A 21,663-nucleotide genomic window follows, 5' to 3' on the forward strand; every position below is an offset into this window, starting at 1 on the left:
GCGGCACTCGCCACGCCAGGCCGACTTCGGCAACATCGTCGCCGAGCCCGTGCGACGGATCGAACAACACTGCTACGTGCGGTCGCGCACATGACTCGGACCCAAAACACGCCTCGAATTCTTCCCCGCGACGCATCGACGGCGCCGCGACTCGGACGCGAATCGGCCACCTCAAAAACGAAAGGAAGCGAAGACAGATGACATCGAACTACAGCCGCATGCTCCGCGATCCACTGCTTCTTCCGTTATTGCTCGCCTCGCTTTTGAATGCGCTTTCCGCAGACGTTCTTTGGCAGAAGATTGCGGCCACATGCGACCTCGGCCCCGGCTGGCCGGAATTGCTGCAAGGACTCTCCGGCTTTCTTTTGCTTGTCCTCATGCTCATCAGGGCGCTTTGGCTCAAAAAGCGAATCAACCCCAGATGACCGGCACGCCCCATGTTCGCCTCAGGGGCCTGCCATCCACGTCCGAGCAGGCCGGGTCGGATCCGGCGGACCGTCGGCTGGCCCGCCGTGCTATCGCTCGCTGCGCCCCGGCTCGAATGCCAGCCCCTTGGCCTGCGCCGCGGCGGTGATCGCCGCGCGCGCGCGCGCGATCGCGTCGGTGCCAGCGGTCAGCCGCGGGCGCCGGTCCAGCGTGCAGGCCAGACCGGCGTCGACCAGCGTCGCGTGCGCCTCGTGCAAACTGGCGGCAGTCGGCGCATCGAACCATGCGCTGACCGCCAATGCGTCGATCAGCGCCGGCGTAGCGCGCGGCACGGTCAGCTCCGGGTGCTGCGCGGCGCCGAGCAGCACGCCGGCCTGCAGCAGGAACTCCAGGTCGACCAGGCCGCCGGCGCCCTGCTTCAGGTCGAAGCGTGCGGCATCGCTGCGGTCCAGCTCGGCGCGCATGCGTGCGCGCATCTTCAGCACGTCCTCGCGCAATTGCGCCGCGTCGCGCGGGCGCGCCAGGGTCTGCGCCCGTACCTGCTCGAAACGTTGCAGCAGGTCGGCGTCGCCGGCCACGCCACGCGCGCGCACCAGCGCCTGGTGCTCCCAGGTCCAGGCGCGCTCGCGCTGGTACTCGGTATAGCTGGCCAGCGACGACACCAGCGCGCCCTTGCCGCCGTCCGGGCGCAGGCGCACGTCGATGTCGTACAGGCGGCCGCCGCCGGTGACCGCGCCGAGCAGGGCGATCACCTTCTGCGCCAGCCGCGCGAACCAGCGCCCGCTCTCCAGCGGCCGCGGCCCGGCGGAGGCCTCCACGCCGGCGGCATGGTCGTACAGGAACACCAGGTCCAGGTCCGAGCCGATGCCCAGTTCGATGCCGCCGAGGCTGCCGTAGCCGACGATGGCGAAGCTGCCGCCGGGCACCTCGCCATGCGCCGCGACCAGGTCGGCGCGGGCCAGGCGCAGCACCGTGAGCACCACGCCTTCGGCCAGCTCGGCAAGCTGGCGGGCGCTGTCGACCGCCGGCTGGCGCCGGTCCAGCGCGGCCAGCGCGATGCGGAAGCTCAGCGCCTGGCGCGCTTCGTTGAGGCCGCGCAGCGCGGCTTCCGGATCGTCTCCGGCCGCGGCGACCGCGCCGTCGCACAGCCGCCGCATCGCCACCCGGTCCGGCATCGGCCCGGCGACGCGGCTGTCGAGCAGTTCGTCGAGCAGCAGCGGATACGCGGCCAGGCGTTCGGACAGGAACGCGCTGCGCGCCAGCACGTCGACCAGCCGCGCCAGCGCGCTGGGCTGTTCGTCGAGCAAGGCCAGGTAGCTGGCGCGGCGCAGGATCGCCTGCAGCAGGCCGAGCACGCGGTGCAACGCGGCGTCGGCCTGCGGCGAACGCGCGGCGGCGTGCAGCAGCGCGGGCAGCACCCGGTCCAGGCGCGCGCGTGCCGCGTCCGACAGCGTGCGCACGCCCAGCGACTGCACGAAACCGCGCAGCGCCTGGTCGGCGCCGTCGGCATCGGCAAATCCGGCCGCGGCCAGCACCTGCGCATCCGCGTCGTCCGGCAGGCCACGCCAGTAGCTGGCCAGCGCATCCGGCGCCACCGCCTGCACCCGCGGCGCCAGCAACTCGGCGAACTCGGCGGCGACGCGGTCGCGCTGCACCTGCAGCGCGGCATACAGCTGCGCCCAGTCGGCGTAACCGAGACCGAGCGCGATGCGCGCGCGGTCCAGCGCATCCTCGGGCAACGCATGGGTCTGCGCGTCGCGCAGCATCTGCAGGCGGTTCTCGACCCGGCGCAGGAAGCGGTAGGCGTGGGCCAGCGCGGCGCCATCCGCAGCGGCGACCTGGCCACCGGCGACCAGCGCCTGCAAGGCCGGCAACAAGCGGCGCTCGCGCAGCGCCGGTTCGCGGCCGCCACGGATCAGCTGCAGCGACTGCACCAGGAATTCGATCTCGCGGATGCCGCCGGGTCCGCGCTTGATGTCGTCCAGGCGGTCGTGGCGCGCGACCTCGGCGGTGATCGCCGCCTTCATCTCGCGCAGCCCGTCGAGCGCGGTGAAGTCGAGGTAGCGCCGGTACACGAACGGGCGCAGCGTCTGCAACCAGTCCTCGCCGGCGGCGATGTCGCCGGCCACCGCGCGCGCCTTCAGCCATGCGTAGCGCTCCCAGTCGCGGCCCTCGCGCTGGAAGTAGTGGTCCATGCCGGCGAACGACAGCGCCACCCGCCCGGCGCTGCCGAACGGACGCAGGCGCAGGTCCACGCGATGCGAGAAGCCGTCGGCGGTGGTCTCGTCCAGCAGCCGCGCCAGGCGCTGGCCGAGCCGGGCGAAATATTCCTCGGCGGCGAGCGGGCGCGCGCCATCGGACTCGCCGCCCTGCGGATAGGCGTAGACCAGGTCCACGTCCGAAGAGAAATTCAGTTCGCCGCCGCCGAGCTTGCCCAGGCCGAACACCACCAGCCGCTGCACGCTGCCGTCGGCGGCGCGGACCACGCCGTGGCGCAGCGCGAATTCGCCTTCCAGCGCCCGCAGCGCCACGTCCAGGCAGGCCTCGGCCAGCTGCGTGCTGCCGGCCAGGGTCGCATCGACGTCGTCCAGGCCCAGCACGTCGCGCCACACCAGCCGCGCCGAGGCGGCGGCGCGATAGCGGCGCAGCTGCGCCGGCCACGCCGCCGGCTGCGCCGGATCCAGCGGCGGCACCGGCAGCGGCGGCGGATCGGGCTGAGCCAGGTGATCAAGCAGCGCCGGTTGCCGGCACAGCGTGTCGAGCAGGAAATCGCTGGCGAGCACGGCGCGCTGCAGGTCGCCGTCGAACCCGGCGCGCCCGGGCCAGGGACGTGCGCCCAGGGCCTGGCGCAACCGCGCCAGGCTGCGCTCGAGCAGGGGCTGCACGGTGTCGGGGACAAGCAGGGAAGAGTCAGGCATCCGTGGATTCTGGCATCCCGGCGCGTCGGCAGACAGGGGCCGCACAGCGCGCGGACAAGGCGACTGGCCAAGCTGCAGGCACGCTCGAGGGCAAGGTGCATGGTGCATGTTCGGCGGCCATGCCTGGTGCCGCACGACAAGCGCTGCCCGAAACGGCGGCGCAGCCTCCCGGGTTCCCCGAACGACAGGCAAAAAAAAGCCCGCTTGCAGCGAACTGCCAGCGGGCCTTGCTCCCTCCCCCACGTCGGGATGCAGGTTGATCTTGGGCGCTTTTTTTGCACATTGCACGCTGCACTGCAAAATGAAACTGGCCAGTACATTCTGCTGCAACGCAGTATGTTTCCCACGCCCGTCTTCACATCCGCCGATCACACGCGGACTGCATCGGGCGCGCGTCGCAGCATCATGCCATGGCCTGTCGGCGGGCTAGCGGATCGGATGCGGTGCACCGCACCGGCAGTCCGCGTCGCGATCGCAACCGCCCCACCGTGCGTGATCCGCAATGCGCAAGCGTGCGGCGTACGACGCGGCGCGATGCCATGCATCCGGCGGCGCGCACGCATCGCCGCGGCCACCCAGGAAACGGACGACGCCTCGCGCCGGCTCAGGGCGCCGATGCGGCCGGTGCCGGAGCGGGCAGCGTATCCGGCAACCACGCCGGCTGCCGCTCGTACCATTCGCGTGCACCGAGCAGATGCCATTGCCGCTGCTCCCCGCGCAACGCCACGCCGACGCCGAGCACGCCCCAGCGCGCGTACAGGTCGCCCTGGGTGCCGGCATCGCCGACGCGCAGGCGCGCGCGCAGCGACACGCGCTGGTTTTCCGCGGACAGGCGATCCAGCCACAGCGCGTCCTTGCGCCAACGCAACTGGCCGCTGGCGTCCAGTTGCCCGGCATCGGCCAGTTTGAGCAGCCACGCCGGCGCATCGCTGCGCTGCGCGAACACCGCCAGCACCGGGCCGGCATCGCGCATCTGGATCTGCACCTGCGCATCGGCCTGCGTCGCCGGCGCTGCGGCGATGCGCCCCTGCGGCACGCGCAGCGTGGCCCACCAGTCGCGCTGCCGGGCGCCCTCGCCGTAGCGCACGCCCTGCAGGCGCAGCGTGCTGCCGCTGAGGTCGAAACGCTTGTCGTGCAGTTCCGCGCGCCGCAGCCGCGCGTCCAGGTCCAGGTCGCCCGCCAGCGCCAGACCGGCCGCCTGCAGCTGCGCCTGGCGGCCGCGCACGCGCACCTTGCCGGCGCCGACCTGCCCGGACGCGTCCAGTTGCAGGTCGCCGCTGAGCGAGCCGCTGCCGCCGAGCACGCGCACCTGCGCGGCCGGCAGGTAGCGGTTGTAGGCGCGCAGGTCGGGCACGCGCGCGTCGTCGAAGCGCAGGCGCGCCTGCAACGAGTCGTGCATGGTCGCCAGCGTGCCGTCGCCGTCCAGGTCCAGGCGCAGGTCCTCGCCCTGCACGAAGATCGCCTTGGGCTCGGCCACCGGCGCCAGCGCGAACGTGTGCATGCGCACGTTCACCTGCGTGCGCGGCTGCGCCGCGCTGCCGACGATGCGTCCGCTGGCCTGCGCCTGGCCGCGGAAGCGCAGGCGCAACACGTCGGCCACCGCCTGCACGTCGGGCACGTCGAGGCGGCTGCCGGGCTGCAACGCGCCGTTCGCCAGGCGCAGATCGGTGGACACGTCGCCGCCGCCATCGAGCCGGAACCACGGCTTGCGCACCAGCAGGTCGCTGATCCAGTTCAGCGATTCGAAATGCCAGCGCGCCTGCACGCTGCCGGACAGCCGCGGCAGCAGCGCCGCCGGATCGGTGAACGGCAGCGTGCGCCCGGCGATGCGCAGGTCGGCATCGAGCATGCTGCGCGGATCGACCTGGCCAGGCAGGCGCGCGCGCAGCCGGATGTCGCGATCGACGTCGAGCAGCAGCGCCAGCACGCCGCGATCGGTGGCGCCGACGCCGGCGTGCAGCGGCACCCGCCAGTTGAGCTTGCTGCCCGGCTGCAGTTCGCCGCGCAGCATATGCAGGTTCGCGTCCACGCGGCCGAGTCCGGGCTCGGTGCTCAGCCGCGTCTGCGCCCCGGCGGTGTCGATGCGCAGCGCCACGCTGCGCCCGTGCAGTTGCAGCGCCAGGTCGGCGATGCCGAGCTTGCGCAGCCCCGGCGCCTGCGCGCGGTAGTGGTGCGGGAACGAGAAGCGCGCGTCCAGGTGCGCCTGGTCGGCGATCTGGCGCTTGCCGTAGCGCACGCTGGCGTCGTCGAACACGATCTGCGACGGGAACAGTTCCGACGGCCCGCCGCGGATCTGCTTGAGGAAACCCACCGTGCCGTGGCCCTTGCCCTCGATCGCCAGCTCGCCGATGCGCGCGCGGCGCAGCGTGCCGCTGTGGATCGCATCGAAGCGCAGGGTCCAGCCCTGGTCGCTCTGCGGCGGCGGCGGGATGCTGTCGGCGACGCGGTCGATCTCGCCGATCACGTTCACCGCCTCCAGCCACGGCAGCCGCACTTCGCGGTGCAGCAGCGGCAGCAACGCGATGCGCGCGCTGGCGCGATCGGCGCGCAAGGTCCACACGTTGCGCTGCACGTGGCCGCGCATGCGCAGGTCCCAGGCAGTGACGAAGCCCGGCAGCACGGTCAGCGCCGGCCCGGTGTGCATGCGGAATTTCTCCGGCTTGCGGTTGGTCGCCATGTCGAACAGCGGCGTGTTGAGGAACACGTTGCCCAGCAGCAGGTACAGCAGATAGGCGATCAGCAGCCCGCGCAGCAGCAGGCGCCACGGACGCGGCAAGCGCCGGTAGCGTTCGAGGGCGGCATTCAACGAGAGGCGGGCGAAGGGCGGCACCGCCGCACTATCGCCGTGCCGTGGCGTGGGGCGCGTGAAAGCCGGGCCGCCACTGCACCGCCGGCGCAAACCCACCGCCGGCGCGATCCGCGATAATTGCCGCCTCCCCTTCCCCCACGGTTGCCCCATGTCCGCCGAACGCATCCTCCACCCGCGCCTGCGCGAGCGCATCGTCACCGCCGAGGCCGCCGCGGCGCTGATCCAGCCCGGCGAGACGGTGGCGATGAGCGGCTTCACCGGCTCCGGCTACCCCAAGGCGGTGCCGATCGCGCTGGCGCAGCGGATCGAGGCGGCGCATCTGCAGGGCCAGGCGTTCAAGATCCGGCTGATGACCGGCGCCTCCACCGCGCCGGAACTGGACGGCGCGCTGGCCAAGGCCGACGGCATCGCCCTGCGCATGCCGTTCCAGACCGACCCGGACGCGCGCCAGCGCATCAACGCCGGCACCCTGGACTACATCGACATCCACCTCAGCCACGTCGCCCAGCACGTGTGGTTCGGCTTCTACGGCGAGATCGACACCGCGGTGGTGGAAGTGGCCGGCATCCGCGAAGACGGCAGCCTGATCCCGTCCACCTCGATCGGCAACAACAAGACCTGGCTGGACCTGGCCAAGAAGGTGATCGTCGAGGTCAACGACTGGCAGCCGGCCGGCATCGACGGCATGCACGACGTGTACTACGGCACCGCGCTGCCGCCGCAGCGCAAGCCGATCCCGCTGCTGCACGCCGACGACCGCATCGGCGAGCCGTCGCTGCGCTGCGACCCGGACAAGATCGTGGCGGTGGTGCGCACCCACGGCCCGGACCGCAACAGCCCGTTCACCCCGGCCGACGCCACCAGCGAGCGCATCGCCGCGCACCTGATCGACTTCCTCAAGCACGAAGTCGGCAAGGGCCGGCTGCCGGCCAACCTGCTGCCGCTGCAGTCCGGCGTGGGCAACATCCCCAACGCGGTGCTGGCCGGCCTGGCCAGCAGCGGCTTCCGCGACCTGAGCGCCTTCACCGAGGTGATCCAGGACGGCATGCTCGACCTGCTGCGCAGCGGCGTGCTGAAGGTGGCCTCGTGCACCGGCTTCGCGCTGAGCCCGGAGGCCAACGAGGAGTTCAAGCGCAACATCGATTTCTACCGCGAACGCATCATCCTGCGCACGCAGGAGATCTCCAATCATCCGGAGCTGGTGCGGCGACTGGGCTGCATCGGCATGAACGGCATGATCGAGGCCGACCTGTACGGCAACGTCAACTCCACCCACGTGATGGGCAGCCGCATCATGAACGGCATCGGCGGCTCCGGCGACTTCGCCCGCAACGGCTTCCTGTCGATCTTCCTCAGCCCCAGCACCGCCAAGCACGGCAGCATCTCGGCGATCGTGCCGATGGTCAGCCACGTGGACCACACCGAGCACGACGTCTCCATCATCGTCACCGAACACGGCCTGGCCGACCTGCGCGGCCTGCCGCCGCGGCACCGCGCGCGGCAGCTGATCGACCACTGCGTGGACCCGAGCTACCGCGCGCAGCTGGAAGACTATTTCGACCGCGCGCTGCACCACAGCTACGGCAAGCACACCCCGCACCTGCTTCCGGAGGCACTGTCCTGGCACCAGCGCTGGCTGGACACCGGCACGATGCACGCGGCGGGCTGATCGAAAGCGCTGCGCGTCGCCGCAGCCGCGGCTCCCCCCGCCTTTGTAGGAGCGGCTTCAGCCGCGACAATCGAAACGGTGGGACTTGCCGGCTCCGGACACAGTCGGGGCTGAAGCCCCTCCCACAGCGCACCCAGCCAGCTGGCCGCAGGCCCCGGTAGGAGCGGCTTCAGCCGCGACGAACGAAGCGGTGGCGTTTACCGGCTCCGGATACCGTCGCGGCTGAAGTCCCTCCCACAGCGTACCCAGCCAGCTGGCCGCAAGCCCCCTGTGGGAGCGACTTCAGTCGCGACGAGCGAAGCAAGGATGCCGACCGACTGCGGATGCAACCGGAGCCAAACCTGCACAGCCCCGTTATGCGTCGATGGGCGTCGGAACCGGCTCGGGCTCGCTCAGGAACGCCAGCTTGCGTGCGCGCGGCAGTTGCTTGAGCGCCCATTCGGCGCGCGAGGCGGCGGCGCGATCCGGATAGGCACGGCTGGCCAGCAGCCGCAACGGCGGATTGGCGCGGGTGTACTTGGCGCCGGTGCCGCGCAGATGCGCCTGGTAGCGCGCCTCGAGGTCCAGGGTGATGCCCGCGTAGTAGCTGCCGTTGCGGCATTCGAGCAGATACAGGAACCAGGGCGTGGAGTCGGCCATGTACGCATTATCGGCCAGCCCGCGCTTTGCGCCACTGTCCGCGAGCGCGGCACCCCAGCGTGCGCGGAAGCCTGCGCTCTGCCCGCGACATCGATTCCGTCATCGAGACCGCGTCGCCGCGCTGAACCGCCCCGAAATCGGCTTTAACGCAACCCGAACACCTTGCCAGCCGCTGGCACACGCCGGCAAACCGCAGCCACGGCACGGGCGCATAACTTCACCACCGGCCGGATGCCGTCGATGAAGAGGCTCTCTCCCTTTGGATTCGACGGCACGGCCGGGTCTTTTTTGGCGACACGCAACGGACACCCTGGGTGTTGCCTATGCCCTGCCACGCGCACAGGGCCGCTTGCGGTAGGACGCGCCAGGCACCGCACCGCACGCGCCAGGCTGCTCTGGTTGACGACGCCGCATGTCGCGGCTGAAGCCGCTCCTACAAAGGCATGCACCCTCTTCCTGGTGCGCTGTGGAGGCTTCAGCCTCTGCTGAGCTGGAGTGCGTTGCTTCTTCGCTTGTCGCGGCTGAAGCCGCTCCTACAAAAAAGCGGCAAGCGCGGTTCGTGCTCGCTGCTTTGCTCGGGCCGCGGCGGGCATCGCGATGGTGGCGAATCTTTCGGGCGACGGGCACCGGGCATCCGGCCCGGTGCGTGCCGCGTCGCCGCGCGGCTCAGGCCGCCTGCGACAGCCGTGCCTGGCGCCGTGCGCGCACCGCCTGCGCCAGGCGCTCCAGCACCTGCACCGAGCTGTCCCAGTCGATGCAGCCGTCGGTGATGCTCTGCCCGTAGCGCAGCGGTTGGCCGTCGACCAGTTCCTGGCGGCCGCCGACCAGGTGGCTCTCCACCATCGCGCCGACGATGCGGGTCTGCCCGGCTTCCAGCTGCGCGGCGATGTCCTCGATCACCTTCGGCTGGTTGTCCGGGTTCTTGCCGCTGTTGGCGTGGCTGGCATCGACCATCAGCCGTGCCGGCAACCCGGCCTTCTCCAGCACCTGGCCGGCGGCGGCGACGCTGGCCGCATCGTAGTTGGGCAGCTTGCCGCCGCGCAGGATCACGTGGCAATCGGGGTTGCCGGTGGTGGTGGCGACCGCGGTCTGCCCGTCCTTGGTCACCGCCAGGAAATGATGCGGATGCGAGGCCGCGCCGACCGCGTCGACCGCGATCTTGACGTCGCCGCTGGTGCCGTTCTTGAACCCGACCGGGCACGACAGCCCCGAAGCCAGTTCGCGGTGCACCTGGCTTTCGGTGGTGCGTGCACCGATCGCGCCCCAGGCCACCAGGTCGGCGATGTACTGCGGCGAGATGATGTCGAGGAATTCGACACCGGCCGGCAGGCCGAGGCGGTTGATGTCGCGCAGCAGGCCGCGCGCCAGGCGCAGGCCCTTGTTGATGTCGAAGCTGCCGTCGAGATTGGGGTCGTTGATCAGGCCCTTCCAGCCGACGGTGGTGCGCGGCTTCTCGAAGTACACCCGCATCACGATCTCCAGCGCATCGCCATAGGTGTCGCGCAGCGGGCGCAGGCGCTGGGCGTACTCCATCGCCGCCACCGGGTCGTGGATCGAGCACGGGCCGATCACCACCGCCAGGCGGTCGTCGCGGCCGTGCAGGATCTCGTGCAGCGCCGCGCGCGAGGCGGCGACGGTCTGCGAGGCCTCCTCGTCGCAGGGCAGCAGCGACAACAGGTGGGCGGGCGGGGTCAGCGGTTCGATCTTGCGGATGCGCAGATCGTCGGTATGCGGGGCCATGGGGAATCTCTCGGTCGGGTTCTGGGTGGGGGACCAGGTCCGGCGGCATGAAAAAAGCCGCCAGGTTCGCTGGCGGCTTTCGGGGATGCGGCTGAAGTTTCCTTCAGGGTGAACGCACTCCTTCCTCCGCCAGCGGCATCGGAAAACCGTAGTACCAAAAATAAAAGCTGCGGTTGGCGTTCATGGGATGCATTGATAGCACAGGATTTTTGCGAGTGCCACAGTTGCATTGGCAACTGGATGGAGCCGGGATTCGGGATTGGAGATTGGGGAGTCGCAAAGACCGACGGCCCCGGCGATCCGCGACGTCTCCCAATCCCGAATCCCGAGTCCCCAATCCCGGCCTCTAGAAATCGAACACATACTCCGCCGCCACCTCGCGCCCGACCGCGTCGTACAGGGTGGTGTTGTAGAACTGGTAGCCGTAGTAGCGTTCCTTGTTGTCGTAGCCGGTGGTGTTGAGCACGTTGTTGACGTACAGGTTCACCTTCATCTTCGGGGTGATGCGGTAGCCGGCGGTGAGGTTCCAGTACACCGCCGGGCCGACCCGGCCGAAGTAGCGGCTGGTACTGTCGCCGAAATGCGGGTTGGCGCTGTCGGTGACCCGGCATTCGTCGGAGGGGCTCGGCTGGTAGCCGTCGTCGAAGCGCGTGCAGGTGCCCCAGTTCACCGCCTGGGTGGAGCCGAAGCGCTTGGCGTAGACGGTCAGGTCCAGCGGGCCGCCGTTCTCCCAGTGCACGCTGCCGCGCAGCTTGCTGCGGATCTTCTGGTCGCGCAGGTTCTTGTAGTCGTCGGTGCGGTAGGTCTGCTCGCGGTAGCTGATCAGGTTGTTGTAGTCCAGGCCGAAACTGAAGTTGCCCCAGCGCGCGGTCTGCAGGCGGTACTTCAGCGAGGCGTCGACGCCGGACACCTGCATCTGCGCGATGTTGATCGGGCCCTGCTCGATGCCGGTGACGCGGCCAGCGGCATCGCGCGTCACCCGCGAGACGATGCGCGCGCAGTATTCGGCGCCGCCCGGGTTGACCCACACGCCGCCGGCGGTGGTCAGGCCGGTGCGGCAGCCGGCTTCGGCGCTGAGGATCTCGTCGCGGTTGAGATCCTTGATCATGTCCTGCAGGCGGATCTTGTAGTAGTCCACGGTCAGCGACAGGCCGTCGGCGATGTCCCAGACGAAGCCGGCGGTGGCCGAACGGCCGTGCTCCGATTCCAGGTCAGGGGTGCCGCGGCGGTTGACCTGCATCAGGTAGTAGACGTCGGCGTTCTCGGCGCTGCAGCCGCCGGTCAGGTAGTAGCCCTGCTGGATGCAGCGGTACTGGTCGATCACGGTCTGCTGGGTGGAACTGGGTTCGCCGAGCACGTAGTGCATGTCCGGGGCGCGGAAGCTGGTGGCGAGGCTGCCGCGCAGCAGCAGCGTGTTGAGCGGACGCCACTCCAGGCCGGTGCTCCAGGTGGTGTCGCTCTGCTTGCCGATCGCCGAGCCCAGGTCGCTGTTGTAGGACTTGTAGTCGCCGTAGCGGTCGTGGCGCGCGGCCAGGCTGGCGTTGAGCGTAGGCAGCAACGGCACGTCGAACTCGATGCCGCCGGAATAGCGCAGGCGCTCGCCGCCGCCGTAGTCGACCACGTCCAGCGGATAGCAGGTGTTGGCGCACGGGTCCGGGTCGAGCCGGTAGCCCTGCTTGGCCACTTCGCCGACCGCGGCGAACTTGATCGGCCCGGCCCAGCCCTGGAACAGCTCGCCGGTGATGTTGGCGCTGGCCTGGTTGACCCACGAATCGGCCTGGTTGTGCGCCTTCACCGCCAGGTCGTTGTACTGCGCGCCGCTGAGCGGCTGGTACCAGCGCTCCTCGTTGAGGTCGTAGATCGGGGTGCCGTCGGCGGTGCTGCCCAGCTGCGGGCCGAGGAAGTAGTCGGTGGCCTTCTGCGTGTCCACGGTGCGCACGTATTCGTCGACGGTGTAACGCGCGCGGCCGAGCGAGACTTCCCAGTCGAAGCGGTCGGCCAGCGTGCCCTTGAGCCCGGCGCTCAGGTCCCAGGACAGTTCCTTGGTGGTGTTGGCCAGGTTCTTCCAGCCGCCGGACTCGTAGCGGGTCAGCTGGCGGATCGCGTACAGGTTGCGGTCGGTGCCGGTGTCGTGGAACGGACCGAGGTAGACGTAGGGCGGGTCGTAGGTCCAGTAGCCGATGCCCTTGTTCACCGACAGCGTGCTCCAGGCCTGCACGCCGTTGTCGAAATCGAAGGTCCCGTACAGATAGGCCGACCCGTTGTCGCCGCCGCTGGCGGCCAGCCAGTCGGCGTAGTCGTGGGCCATGCCGCAGTAGCCGCCGAGGTTGGTGAGGGTGCCGCTGTTGTAGTCGTAGCTCAGTCGCTGCGAATCGACGAACTGGCCGCCGAAGCGCGCGCAGGTGCCGCTGGGCGGCGCCAGGCGCTGGTTGCTGTCGGCGTCGAGCAGGGTCAGGCCGGTGTAGGAATTGAAGCCGTACTTGCGCGCCTGCGCGGTCCAGTTGCTGTAGGACTCGTCGTCCTGGTCGTCCATCTTCGGGCGCTCGCCGACCGACAGCGGGTCGCGCCGCGTCCATTGCAGCGCATAGGTCAGGTTCCAGCGCTCGCCGCCGGTGCCGCCGACCCAGGACAGGTCGAACGCGTCGCGGCCGCCCTCGGTGGCGGTGCCGCCGCGCAGGCGCACCTGGTTGCCCTGGTAGTCCTTCTTCAGGATCACGTTGATGACGCCGGCCACCGCATCGGAGCCGTAGATCGCCGAGGCGCCGCCGGTGAGGATCTCGATCCGCTCCACCGCCGCCGACGGGATGTTGCTGTAGTTGGCGAAGTTGCTTTCGCCGGCGTAGGGCTGCGGGTAGTCGGCGACGCGGTGCCCGTTGATCAGCAGCAGGGTGCGGCCGGGGCCGAGGTCGCGCAGGTTCACCGGCGAGGCATTGGGCGTGTGCGAGCCGTACTTGGTATCGGCCTCGACGCTGCCCTGCTGGTTCATCGTGTTGAGCACGTCGTACACGGTGAGGAAGCCTTCCTGCTGGATCTGCTGCGCGCTGATCACCACCACCGGCTCGGCGCCCTCCACTTCCGAGCGCTTGATCCGCGATCCGGTGACGACGACCTGGCCCAGGTCGGTGGCGGCGGCCTTGGGCGCCGCGTCGTCGCTCGCGTCCTGCGCCAGCGCCTCGGGCGCGCCGTGCAGCGCCAGCACGATGCCGAGCGCGAGGGTGGTGAAGTGATGTCGAGGCATGCGGATCTCCCTGCTGCAGGCTGGCGTGGAACGCCGACGGACGACGGCGTGCGATGCGCGTCTTCGCCCAGGCGCCGGACAGGGCCGCTGCGGCGCTGCCGTTGCCCACGGCGCAGCCGCACGCGTGCGATGGCACGCGCTGCGCTGCGCCGCATCGGCGCGCAGAAGGAAGACGAGCGTGCGAGCGCGCCTATCCCCTGACGCGCTTGCCGACTTAACCTGCAATGCGGCGACAACGTTGTCAACACGCCGCCACATCGATCTTGTAGACGATGCGGCTTTATGCGCGATTCGCCGGCACGAGTGCCGATTTGCGCAGAGTCCGCACTGCATCGGCGCCGCGGCGGCGGCGATGCGTTGCCACATTGCGGGACACGGCGTTGTTGTTGGAATCCTCGGCCGTCGATCCAACACCGATCGCGGCGCGATGCACGCAGCGGCGATGGCCCCGCGCTCGGTCGAACGCGGCCAGGCCCCCGGTACGAGGCCGCAGCCAGGCGGGCACGCAGCACGTGCGCTTTTTCCGCTCGCCATTCGCAGCGTCCGGCGCATGGCCTGGCGGTCTTCGCCAGCGGTCGCGACAGGTGCCGAAGCGACACCCTGTCGCGGCTGGAGCCGCTCCTACACAGGGCAACGGTTCCGCCGAATGCGCTAGCCGGCGGCCGCCTCGCGCCCGCCGCTGGCATACGGGCCATGCACGGCCAGCACGCGGTCCGCTTCGTCGCTGTTGTCCAGCACCACGATGCGGTACCGCGCGCCGCCCGGCTCGACCCGCACCACCACGTGCCCGTTGAGGCTGGTCATCTCGCGCACGCGCTTGTTGGCGACGATGTTCTCCGGCTTCATCGCGGTGGCGTAGATGTCGCGCGGGCCGGGATACAGGCGCTGGCTGAGCATGTTCTCCAGCGGGGTGACCGAGGGATGCGCCGAGTCGTTGCTGAGGATCACGAAGGCGCGCGGGCGCAGCGCACGCACGCAGGCCGGCCCCATCGCGTCGGCATACGCATGGTGGTTGGCGACGGCCACGTCCACCGGTCCTGCGACCTGCGCCACCGGCGTCTCCACGTCGCGCCAGGGATCGTCGCCGTAGTAGTTGGTGGCATTGCTGACGTCGCCGCCGCTGTAGTACCGGAAGGCGCCGTAGTCCATGCGCAGCGCCAGCGAACACTGGTTCTCGGTCGGCTCGGCGCCGGCCGGGAACAGCGTGCGGGTGTGTTCGCCCTCGCCGGTCCACAGCTCGCCGTTGACCGCCAGGTTGCGCACCGCGAAGGTCGGGTAGGCCGCGGGCTTGCGGCGCAAGCGCAGCTGCGCGCCGGCACCGGCACGGAAGCGCTCGACCACTGCGCCGCGGGCGTGCTCGGCCTGGATGAAGGCGCGGTAGTTCAGCTGGTTCGGGTCGTCCAGCGGCTTGGGGAAATCGTAGTCGGGATAGCCGCGGTCCAGGTAGCGGCGGATCGGCACGATCTGCGCCACGTCGATCAGGCCGGTCAGCGCGTACCTGCCGTTGGCGGCCATCGGCGTGTCCGGCAGGCGCTCGCCCATGTGGTCGCGGTGGAAATGGGTCAGCACGAAATCGTCGATCTCGTGGCGGCCGGCCTGCGCCAGGTGGCGGCGCGCGTAACGGCCCACCCATTCGCCGGCGCGCCGCGTGTCGTTGGGAAGCTCGTCGATCAGGTATTTGTCCAGGCCGTCGATCGCGCCGGCGTCGATCATCATCGAGGTGCCGTCCGGGCACACGATCAGGGTGGCGTTGCCGCGGCCGGTGCCGATGTGGTGGATGTCGAGCATGCCGGGTGTCCAGCCGCTCAGCGGTTCGCGCAGCTGGTCGGCGGAGGCGGGCGCCGCGCCGGCCGCCTGCGCCCAGGCAGGCAGCGGCAGCATGCCCGCGGCGAGCGCGCTGCCGAGGCTGCCGATGAAACGGCGGCGGGTGAGGTTCATGGAACGCATGAGGGTGTCCTTCTGGCGGAGCGGGAGGCCGACGCGACGCGTCGCCGTGCGTGCGCCGTCGGCGCTGGCGCAGGCACGGCGGTGCTGGCGCCGCGCTACCAGGCCCACTGCAGCGAGGCGACGTAGCTGCGGCCGAAGATCGGCCGCCCGACCGTGGCGTCGGCCTGCACCAGATCGCCGGACACGCCCGGCGCGCGCGCGTTGCCTTCGGTGAGACCGTGCGAATCGGTCAGGTTGGTGCACAACACTTGCGCGCTGAAGTTGGCATCGAACTGCAGGTGCACGCCGACGTCCAGCGTGCGGTAGGCGGGCAGCACGCTGGCGTTGGTGAAGTCCTGGAACCGCCGGCCGATGCCGAACCAGGTGGCGTAGACGCGTGTCTGCACCTCGCCGGCCTGGAACCGGTAGCTCGGCTGCAGCGACCAACTGTACTTGGGCACGCGCGGGATCTCGTTGTCGACCAGGCTGGCGCCGGACAGGCCGTTGAAGGTGTCGGCGCCGCTGATGCGCGGATCCTGCACGGTGACCGAGCCGGCGAGCTCGAACGCGTCCGTCGGCCGCCAGCTGCCTTCCAGTTCCACGCCCCTGGTGCGCGTGTCGATCATCAGCGGCACGTTGACCAGCAGGCCATTGGCATTGGCGACATAGGTGCTGGAATTGAGGTTCTTGAAGTCGCTGTAGAACCCGATCAACACCAGGTCCAGCGGCCGCGAGCCGTACTTCAGGCCGATCTCCGCCTGGCGGATCGGCGTCACCGGCGTGGAACTGCCGTCGGGCATGCGCCCGCCGACGCCGTTCACCACGTTGCCCCATTGCTCGCTCAGGCGCGGGAAACTGAAGCTCTCGGTGTAGCGCGCGAACGCATTGAACGGTTCGGAAAACTTGTAGGACGTGCCGAGCGTCCACGAGGTGCCGGCCATGTTCTTCTCGTAGGGCACGCTGCCGACCAGGCCGGTGACGGTGCGTGCGGCCAGCGGGCCGCTGCTGGCGATGGTCTGGGTGCCGATCACGCCGCGGTTGCCTTCCTCGCGGCGCCACACCCGGCGCAGGCCGGCATCCACTTCCCAGGCCTCGGCCAGCTTCCAGGTGTCGGCCGCGTACAGCGCGGTGGCGGTGCCGTGGCTGTCGCCGATCAGGTCGCCGCTGCCGTAGGCGGTGAAGCCGTTCTCGGTGACGTTGCCGAGCACCTGCCCGGCCGCGTTCAGGGCCTGGATGTCGAGCGCGTCGGGATTGCTCTTGACGTCGGTCAGCAACGCATTGCCGATCTGCTGTTGCCGCAACTGGAAGCGGCTGAAGCTCAGGCCCAGCGACACGTCGTGGCTGCCGCCGCCGGCGGTGTCGAACAGGCGGCCCAGGCGCAGGTCGTTGACCAAGTCGCTGTAGTGGGTCTGCGTGCTCGACCAGGTGTTGATCATGGTCAGCCCGGCGGTGGAGGCCGGGTCGAACGGGGTGTTGGTCCCGGCCAGCACGTAGCGCAGCGACGCGGTGCCCGGGAACGCGGCGCGCGCGGCGGCCAGGCGGCTGCCGAGCGCGCTGGCCGCATCCACCGGAGACCCGTTGAACAGCGCGTTGAAGCTGACGTCGCCATCGACGTAGCGGGCCTTGTCGCTGAGCCGCCAGCCGTTGGCGAATTCGGTCTCGCCGCCCACGGTCAGGGTGCGCGTGACCGGATGCACGCCATCGGCCAGGTCGCGTGTCTCCACGCGGTTGCCGCCCTGGCCGTCCAGCGTGCGGATGCTGACGTTGCGGAAGCTGTCGCTGTTGAGCGTGCCGGTGCCCGGATCGATCAGCTCGGCGAGCGAGTTGCCGTTGCGCGGATCGGCGAGCGGGATCGCGCTGTAGAACACGCCGCGGTCGTTGAGGTACTTGAAGTCGGCGAACAGCTTGCCGTAGTCGAACTTGTAGGTGCCGCCCAGCTTGATCTGGCCGCCCTGGTTGCCGTTGCCGAAGCCCGGATCGCGCAGGCCGTCGCTTTGCCGGTAGAAGCCGCTGACCGCATACAGCAGGTCCTCGTTGCCCTCGACCGGCCCGGACGCGGTGCCCTCCAGGCGGCCCAGCGCATTCGATCCGGCGGTCAGCTTGAGCGCGCCCTTGGGCGTGTCGGTGCCGTGGTTGGTGATGAAGTTGAGCACGCCGCCGGAGGCGTTGTTGCTGTAGATCGGCGCGGTGCCGCCGCGCACGATTTCCGCGCCGGTGGTGCCCAGGTCCAGCCTGTACACCTCGTCGATCTGCAGCTGGCGCTCGTAGTTGGATTCGAACAGCGGCAGGCCGTCCTCGAGCACGTCGAGCAGGCGGAAGCCCGACCACGGCAGGCCGCGGATCACCACGTTCTCGCCGCCGGCCTCGCCACCGGAATTCTCCACGGTGACGCCGGGCACCGAGCGCAGCATGTCGACCATGCTGCGCGGCGCCTGGCGCGCGATCGCTTCGGCGCCGACCGTGGAAATGGCGTACGGGGCCAGGAATTTCGGCTGCTGGGTGGCGGTGCCGGTGACCACGATCTGGTCCAGGTCGATCGCTTCGGCGGCGGCCGCGGCAGGCGCTGCGTTCGCCGCTGCGTCGGCAGTGCCGGCATGCACGATCACCGTGTCGCCGTCGAGGCGGAAGCCCAGGTCGGTGCCGCGCAACAGCTGCGCCAGCGCCTGCCGCGCATCGCCGGCGACGCTGCCGCCCGGGCTGCGCTTGCCGCGCAGCAGGCTCGGGTCGGCGATCACCTGCAGGCCGGTGGCGCGCGAGAACGCGTTGAGCGTGTCGCCCAGGTCGCCGGGCGGCAGCACCGCCGCCGCAGCCGGCGCCGCCACGGGCGCCGGCGTCTGTGCGGCGAGCGGGAGCGCCGCCACGGCGGCGGCCAGGGCCAGCGCCAACGCGGTGGCTCGGGGAAGACGCGGGGAACAACGGAACGGAATTCGGGGCGGCATGAGCGATCGTCTGTCGAGGTGCCAACGTGGCGTGGCGAAGATCAAAGACGCTGCACGGTGCCGATTCCGACAGCGGATTCCATGAAATTTTTGTGACGCGTCGCACTGTCATCTGAGATATGCGTCGCGCTTGCGCTGCGCGTACGGCGCGCATGCGCCAGTGGATACCCGGGACTGCCGGGCGGCCTCGCGCCCGGCAGTTGTCGGTTGTTGCGGATCGCAACGTGCGCGTTGCGCCGCACCCTGGCGACGCAACGCGGGCATCCCGCTACCGGATCACGGCGCGGTCTTGAACGAGGTCACCGCGGTCGGGCTCCAGTTGCCGTTGTAGGCGCGCAGCGACACCCAGTACGTGGTGTTCGGACTGAGGTTGTTGAAGGTCCACGACGGCGTGGTGAAGCCGGTGCTGGTGCCGGCGATCGCATTGCCGGCGTAGGCATCGTTCTGGCTGGCGTACAGCGCGGTGTAGACGCCGGCATGCGCGACGCTGCCGCCGTAGACCGGTGCGCTGCCCTGGTCCTGGATGGTGAAGGTCACCGTGGCCGAGCTGCGCGCGGCATCGACATGGATGCTGGCCGGCGCGGTCGGATCGTTCGCCACCGGCGTCACCGTCGCCGACACCGACGCGGCGCTGTTGCCCTTGGCGTTGAACTCGACCACGCTGACCGTGGCCGGCGCCCCGTTGTCCAGCCCATCGACGTAACCGGTGGTGGCGGTCGGCGGCAGCGTGATCGGCCCGAACGTGCTCGACCCCTGCCTGGCGGTGAGGATGTAGCCCTGCTCGACCGGATTGGCCGGTTGCCCGCCCCACCGCACCTGCACGTTGTGGTTGCCGGCGGTGGTGGCCGCGATGGTCGGCGCGTTCGGTGCGCCCACCGCCAGCGTGGGCAGCGGCAGCGCCTGGCCGACGGTGCTGCCGTAGACCACCTTGCTCGGCTGCCAGCCGTCGCTGCCGGCCAGGTACACGTCGGCCGCCAACGCCGCCGCCTCGCCGTCGCTCAGCGGCACGTTACTCTTGGGCGATGCGCTTTCGCGCTGGCCGATGTCGAAGCTGCCCCAGGTGCCGGCGGCGTTCTGGATGCTGGAGTCGTATTCGCGGTAGGTCGAGGTCGGCAGGTTGTTGGTGCCGCCGGCGCTGGCCGACAGCGGGATGAATTCGATCCAGCCCGCGTTGCGCACCTGGCTGCCGAGCTTGGTGTGCAGGAAGTACACGGTGGAATACTGCCCCCACGGCCGCCCCAGCCACACGTTGTTCATGTACGGGCTGTCGAACAGCAGCTGCGTGTTGTTGAACACGAAGCCGTTGTCCTCGCTGGCGCTGCCGCGCGACTGTGCGGTGATGGTGGCTTCGCCGCCGAGGTCGCCGTGGATCTTGGTCTTGATGATGCTGTTGTCGAACACCGCCTTGCCGTTGCCGAAGATGTAGTCGACATAGCCTTCGACGTAGCAGTTGTCGAAGTAGGCGCGCTGGCCGTTGGTCACGTACAGCGTGTCCTGGCCGCCGAGCACGCGCACCGCGCGGTACACGGCGCGATCGCCGCGCGACAGCAGCGCCACCGCCTGCGCGTTGTTCTCCAGCCCGGGCGCCTCGTAGTCGGCGGTGTTCTGGATGGTCAGGTTGGCCGCGTAGAAGTCCGAGCCGCTGACCGTCAGCGTGGAGCTGCCCGAGGTGCCGAGCGGCTTGCCGCTGTCCGGATCGGTGGTGGTCGCCGCGTCGTTGTTGGTGATGACCACCTGCGAGGCGTCGCTGCCGGTGCCGAGCAGGCCGACATTGGCCTGGGTGATGCGCAGTTTCTCGTGGTACACGCCGGGGCGGATCTGGATGATGCCGCCACCGGCCGGCACCGCGGCCAGCGCCGCCGCGATCGTGGTGTAGCTGCCGCTGCCGTCGGCCGCCACCACCAGCGGCGGCAACGCGCCGAGGTTGACGCCGTTGATGCCCTTGATGCCGGGGCGCTGGCCCGGAAACTGCGCCAGGTACTGGATGGTCTCGACCGGCTTGTCGGTGATGACGAAACCGAACTTGGCGGTGTCGTGCCACCACTCGCGGAACGGCCGGTGATCGGTGCAGCCGCCGCCGGCGCGGTCGAAGCGGGTGGTGCTGGCGCTGCCGCATTCGGCCGGCTTCATCGGCGGCACCAGCGGCCCGCACACCCCGCCTTCCCAGATGGTGCCCGCGTCGCCGGCCAGGTTGGAGGCGTCGCCGCTGGGCGATGCGACGGTGCACAGGCGCTCCGGCACGTAGACGCCGAGATTCAGGCCGTCTTGCCAGAGCGTGGTGAACAGGTCGTCCTTGCCGTAGTTGAGGATCGCCCCGGCCGCCTTCAGGCTCAACTCCGGCGACAGCAATCCCGCTTCCAGTCCCTGGTTCTCGAACCAGTTGCGCCAGCGGGTGAAGTCGTTGGTCGCCCATGGCGAGGCGCCGGATCCCTGCGCGGCGGCGCCGTTGGTGGTGTAGACCGGCTGCACGAACAACTGCGAGACGTCCGTCGGCGTGGTGTTCTGCCCGTACAGGCTCGCGTGGTAGTCGACCACCTGCTTGGCGTAGTCGTCCGGGCCGTTGAACATGGAGGTCTGGAACTTGAGCACGACGTGCTGCGCGACCCAGACCCCGTACTCGCCGTCGGTGTTGAGCGCGTGCACCAGGCGCGCGGCGGTGTCGCGCACGTTCTCCGGCTGGCGCAGGTCCAGGAACACCAGGCCGGTGTAGCCGTCCAGGTAGAGCGCATGCAGGGCGTCGTTGAGCGAGGCCGGACGGATCGCCCGGTCGTCGCAGTACGGGTTCGCTTCGGTCATGCCGTATCCGTCGGCCCGGTTGTCGCAGACGAACGAACTGCGGATGTCGTCCCACGGCGGCGTCTTCACCGTGATGTCGCCGCCTCCCTCCTTTTCCCAGCGATAGATGTCCGAGTATTCGCGACGGTTGAGCATGCGCAGAAGCGTCTTGTCATGCATCAGGTACGGGATATGGTCGCTGCTTTCGTACACGTCCAGCTCGATCGCCTCGATGCCGTAGTTCATCGTGTTGACGACCGCCTCCACGGTGTTTTCCGGATGCGCGACATCGACCATGCCGCGATGCGCGGCCACGATGACCGGGGCCTTGTCGCGCAACGTGGTATCGGTGGTGGGCACGGTGCGCTGCTGGAAGGCGTCCAGAAGCGTCTGCGTGGTCGCGTTGTCGACGACGTTGTAGTACTGCGCCTGGGCCGGTATCGCGATGCCGGCGGCGATGGTCAGGGTCAGGACATGGGCGACCATCAGCGGCATGGTCTTGCGCTGGAATTGCCTTTTCATGGGAATCCTTTTCAGGGGCGAATCGGGGGAATGACGCCGTCGCGCGGGAACGCCACGGCCGC

10 protein-coding genes are annotated in these 21,663 nt (G+C 69.8%); 2 read left to right on the top strand and 8 right to left on the bottom strand.

The features are described 5' to 3' along the window. Positions 1–197: 197 nt before the first annotated feature. Positions 198–425: a hypothetical protein gene (locus AB3X10_RS20390; RefSeq protein WP_369977225.1), complete on the top strand. Its 228-nt coding sequence runs from the start codon at positions 198–200 to the stop codon at positions 423–425. A gap of 90 nt (positions 426–515) precedes the next feature. Here the strand turns inward: AB3X10_RS20390 and glnE are convergent, their stop codons facing one another. Together glnE and AB3X10_RS20400 are read right to left on the bottom strand one after the other, a co-directional pair. Then, positions 516–3,344 (bottom strand): bifunctional [glutamate--ammonia ligase]-adenylyl-L-tyrosine phosphorylase/[glutamate--ammonia-ligase] adenylyltransferase, encoded by a 2,829-nt coding sequence (gene glnE / locus AB3X10_RS20395; protein ID WP_369977226.1) that lies wholly within the window; start codon positions 3,342–3,344, stop codon positions 516–518. A 604-nt stretch (positions 3,345–3,948) separates the two neighbouring features. After that, a complete protein-coding gene (locus AB3X10_RS20400; protein ID WP_369977227.1) occupies positions 3,949–6,150 on the bottom strand; it encodes a hypothetical protein in 2,202 nt (733 codons plus the stop codon). Between the two features lie 151 nt (positions 6,151–6,301). Between AB3X10_RS20400 and AB3X10_RS20405 the strand changes: the two genes are divergently transcribed. After that, positions 6,302–7,822, top strand: coding sequence for an acetyl-CoA hydrolase/transferase family protein (locus tag AB3X10_RS20405; protein WP_369977228.1), 1,521 nt, complete (start codon positions 6,302–6,304; stop codon positions 7,820–7,822). Between the two features lie 354 nt (positions 7,823–8,176). Here the strand turns inward: AB3X10_RS20405 and AB3X10_RS20410 are convergent, their stop codons facing one another. The 6 genes from AB3X10_RS20410 to AB3X10_RS20435 all read right to left on the bottom strand — a co-directional run bounded on the left by AB3X10_RS20410 (position 8,177) and on the right by AB3X10_RS20435 (position 21,601). After that, positions 8,177–8,461, bottom strand: coding sequence for a GIY-YIG nuclease family protein (locus AB3X10_RS20410; RefSeq protein ID WP_369977229.1), 285 nt, complete (start codon positions 8,459–8,461; stop codon positions 8,177–8,179). A gap of 666 nt (positions 8,462–9,127) precedes the next feature. Further along, on the bottom strand, positions 9,128–10,201 hold the full coding sequence (locus tag AB3X10_RS20415) for a 3-deoxy-7-phosphoheptulonate synthase (RefSeq protein ID WP_369977230.1): 1,074 nt from the start codon (positions 10,199–10,201) through the stop codon (positions 9,128–9,130). 346 nt (positions 10,202–10,547) lie between these two features. After that, positions 10,548–13,439 (bottom strand): TonB-dependent receptor plug domain-containing protein, encoded by a 2,892-nt coding sequence (locus AB3X10_RS20420; RefSeq protein ID WP_369977231.1) that lies wholly within the window; start codon positions 13,437–13,439, stop codon positions 10,548–10,550. Positions 13,440–14,090: 651 nt separating this feature from the next. Then, positions 14,091–15,386: a ComEC/Rec2 family competence protein gene (locus AB3X10_RS20425; RefSeq protein WP_369977232.1), complete on the bottom strand. Its 1,296-nt coding sequence runs from the start codon at positions 15,384–15,386 to the stop codon at positions 14,091–14,093. A 95-nt stretch (positions 15,387–15,481) separates the two neighbouring features. After that, on the bottom strand, positions 15,482–18,250 hold the full coding sequence (locus tag AB3X10_RS20430) for a TonB-dependent receptor domain-containing protein (protein ID WP_369977233.1): 2,769 nt from the start codon (positions 18,248–18,250) through the stop codon (positions 15,482–15,484). A 330-nt stretch (positions 18,251–18,580) separates the two neighbouring features. After that, positions 18,581–21,601, bottom strand: coding sequence for a pectinesterase family protein (locus AB3X10_RS20435; RefSeq protein WP_369977234.1), 3,021 nt, complete (start codon positions 21,599–21,601; stop codon positions 18,581–18,583). Positions 21,602–21,663 lie beyond the last annotated feature (62 nt).

Origin of the sequence: Xanthomonas sp. DAR 80977, from assembly GCF_041240605.1 — a bacterium.
Lineage (GTDB): Bacteria > Pseudomonadota > Gammaproteobacteria > Xanthomonadales > Xanthomonadaceae > Xanthomonas_A > Xanthomonas_A bundabergensis.